At 75.7% G+C, this 3,247-nt stretch carries 3 protein-coding genes; all 3 read left to right on the top strand.

The window, feature by feature from the left end; all coding sequences use genetic code 11:
- Positions 1–230: 230 nt before the first annotated feature.
- Genes ABZ806_RS44945 through ABZ806_RS44935 form a run of 3 tightly spaced genes read left to right on the top strand, consistent with a single transcriptional unit; the run spans position 231 to position 3,207 of the window.
- Entirely contained in the window at positions 231–806 is a 576-nt protein-coding gene (locus tag ABZ806_RS44945) for a redoxin domain-containing protein (protein ID WP_500226107.1), read from the top strand.
- A complete protein-coding gene (locus tag ABZ806_RS44940; protein WP_500226106.1) occupies positions 803–2,731 on the top strand; it encodes an ABC transporter ATP-binding protein in 1,929 nt (642 codons plus the stop codon). The genes ABZ806_RS44945 and ABZ806_RS44940 overlap by 4 nt, the downstream gene beginning before the upstream one ends.
- Positions 2,728–3,207 carry a S24/S26 family peptidase gene (locus ABZ806_RS44935; RefSeq protein ID WP_500226103.1) on the top strand — a complete coding sequence of 160 codons (480 nt, stop codon included), beginning with the start codon at positions 2,728–2,730 and terminating at the stop codon, positions 3,205–3,207. Before ABZ806_RS44940 ends, ABZ806_RS44935 begins: the two co-directional genes overlap by 4 nt.
- Positions 3,208–3,247 lie beyond the last annotated feature (40 nt).

Here is a 3,247-nt window from a genome sequence, read left to right as displayed (position 1 = left end):
TCCCCGCCCGATCATCGCCGCCGGCGCCGTCCAGGGGCAGCCGCGCCGCCACCCGGAACCCGCCCGCAGGCCCCGGACCCGCGGTCAGCTCCCCGAGGCCCGCCGCGCCCCGGCCCCACGCTCCCCCGTTCCCCCCCTCGCCCCGCCCCGTCCAGGAGGCCGCGCTCTTCGGGCCCCGGTCGGCGCCGGGGACCGGGGCCGGTCACGCGCCGGAGCCGGAAAGGACATCCGTGGAATACCTCGTCGCCGGGCTCGTCCTGGCCGCGGCGCTCACCGCGCTGAACCTCCTGCTCACCGTGGCGGCGATGCGCCGCTGGCGCGCCCACGCGACCGCCCCGCCGGACTTGGGCCACCACGACCACGACCGCCCCGGCGGCGAACCGGAGCTGGGCATCGCGCCCGGCGACCGGATGCCCGCGTTCACCGCGACCGCGGCCGGCGGCGCGACGGTCACCGCGGACGGGCTGGCGGGCCGTCCGGCACTGATCGCCTTCCTGTCGCTGGAGTGCCCCGGCTGCGACGACAGCGTGCCGGGCTTCGCCGAGCACGCGCGGCGCGTCCGGGACGCGGGCGGGCTGGTGCTGGCCACGGTCGTCGGCGTCGACGCGGCCGGCAGCGACCTCGCCGCCCGGCTCGCCGGCGTCGCCGACCACGTGGTGCCCGAGTTCCTGGACGCGCCGCTCGGCGCCGCCTTCGGCGTCCGCCTCTACCCCGGCTTCGCCCACTACGGCCCGGACGGGATCGCCACCGCCGCCGGCATCGGCCTGGACGGTCTCGACGCGTCCCTACGGCCTTCGACCCCATGAGCAACGACGACCTGACGACGTCCAGCGAGGTAACAGAGCCCGGCGACGCGACAGAGCCTCGTGTCTCCGTCCTGCGCGGGATGAAGGCGGCCTACGCGCTGGCGTGGCGCGCCTGCCCCGGGATGCTGGCCCTCCAGCTCGCCATGGCGGTCGTCGGCGGTACGGCGCCGGTGGCGACCGCCTGGCTGACCAAGGTCGCGATCGACGAGCTCACCGCCGCGCATCCCCGCATCGGGACGCTGGTATGGCTGGCGTCCGCCATCGGCGCCTTCGGCATCGCGACCGCCGTCACCTCGGACCTCACGACCTACGCGCAGGGCCGCGCCCGGCGCGCCATCGGCCTGCACTCCCAGGACCGGATGTTCGCCGCGGTCAACCGCATGAACGGGCTGGCCCGGCTGGAGGAACCGCGCTACCACGACCGGCTGCGGCTGGCCCAGCAGTCCGCCGAGCAGGCCCCCGACCAGCTGCTGCAGATGGGCCTCGCCTCGCTGCGCGGCACCCTGGCCGTCACCGGGTTCCTCGGCGCCCTCGTGGCGATCAGCCCGATCATGGCGGGCGCCGCGCTGGCGGCGGCCGCGCCCGCGCTGCTCGCCCATCTGGCGCTGAGCCGGCGGCGGGCCGGGCTGCTCTGGCAGCTGAGTCCCGGCCTGCGGCGCAAGCTCTTCTACCAGATGTTGCTGACGGACCTGCAGGCCGCCAAGGAGGTCCGGCTGTTCGGGCTGGGGAACCTCCTGCACGGCCGGATGCTCACCGAACTGCGCGCGGCCAACGACGCCGAGGACCGGCTGGAGCGGGGCGTGGTGCGCGTCCAGATCCTCCTCGCGGCGCTCGGGGCGGTGCTGGCGGCCGCGGGCCTGCTGTGGGCGGTGCACGCCGCGGCGACCAGGACGATCAGCGTCGGCGACGTGTCGGTGTTCATCGCGTCGCTGGCGGGGCTCCAGTCCGGGCTCGGCGCCCTGGTGGAGGGCATCGCGCAGGGGCACCAGTCCGCCCTGCTCTTCCACCACTACCTGACGGTGGTCGGGAGCGACGACGATCTCGCCGGGCCCTCGCGGCCACGGGACCTCGCCCCGCTGTCCCACTCCATCGAGTTCCGCGACGTGTGGTTCCGCTACAGCGACGACTCCCCGTGGGTGCTGCGCGGGCTGGACCTGACCGTCCCGCACGGCACCACCCTCGGCGTGGTGGGCCTCAACGGCGCGGGCAAGAGCACGCTCGTCAAACTGCTCTGCCGGTTCTACGATCCGCAGCGCGGCGCCGTGCTGTGGGACGGGGTGGACGTCCGCGACGTCCCCGTGGAGCAGCTGCGGCAGCGGATCGGAGCGGTCTTCCAGGACTACATGGACTACGACCTCACCGCTGCCGAGAACATCGGCCTCGGAGACCTGGCGGCGCTCGACGACCAGGGGCGGATCCGCGCCGCCGCCGAGCGTGCCGGCGTCCACGAGACCATCGAGCGGCTCCCGGCCGGCTACCGGACGATGCTGAGCAGGCTGTTCCACGCCGGCGACGCGGAGGGCGACCCGGAGGAGGCCGCCCTGACCCACGGGGTCCGGCTGTCCGGCGGCCAGTGGCAGCGCCTGGCGCTGGCCCGCGGCCTGATGCGCCGGGGACGCGACCTGATGATCCTGGACGAGCCCAGCTCCGGCCTCGACGCGGTGGCCGAGCGGGAGGTCCACGACCGGCTGCGGGAGTTGCGCGCGGGCGCCACGAGCGTCCTGGTCTCGCACCGGCTCAGCGCCGTCCGGCAGGCCGACCGGATCGTCGTCGTGCAGGACGGCCGGATCCTGGAGAGCGGCGACCACGCGTCCCTCACCGCGTCCCCCGACGGGGTCTACGCCCGGCTCTTCCGCAACCAGGCGGAGGGCTACCAGGAGCGGATCCCGCAGGAGGACGCGGCGGCCGCGGTGACCGCCGGATGAGCCGGGCCCTGGGCTGGGCGGTCCCCTCGGCGCTGGCGGCCGGGGCGGCGGCGCTGGCGGCCCGGAGCCTGCTGTCGACCGTCACCGTGCGGGGCGGCAGCATGACCCCGGCCCTGCACCACGGGGACGTGCTGCTGGTGCTGCGCCACCGCCGCCGGGCCCGTCCCGGCCGGATCGTGGTCGTCCAGCGGCCCGACCGGCGCGCCGGATGGCGCGGTCCCGCCGACCTGTCCGGCGGCGCCGGCTGGTGCGTCAAGCGGGTCCGCGCGGCGGCCGGGGACCCGGTGCCGCCCTGGGTCGCGGGCGACCTGACCGGCGACGTCCCGCCGGGCATGCTCGCGCTGCGCGGAGACCACCCCCGCTCAGAGGACTCCAAACAGTGGGGCCTGTGCCCCACAGACCGGATGTACGGAGTGGTCCTGCTACGACTACGCACCGCCGAGCCCACCGCCCCCAAGCCCCGCCAGACCCGTTGATCTGCGGCGTGTTGTTGTTATGAGGGCCCTCATAACAACA

The organism is Spirillospora sp. NPDC047418 (assembly GCF_040643275.1).
In the GTDB taxonomy this organism is placed as follows: domain Bacteria; phylum Actinomycetota; class Actinomycetes; order Streptosporangiales; family Streptosporangiaceae; genus Spirillospora.
Note: the sequence above shows the minus strand (reverse complement) of the source record. Positions and strands in the feature narration are given on the sequence as shown.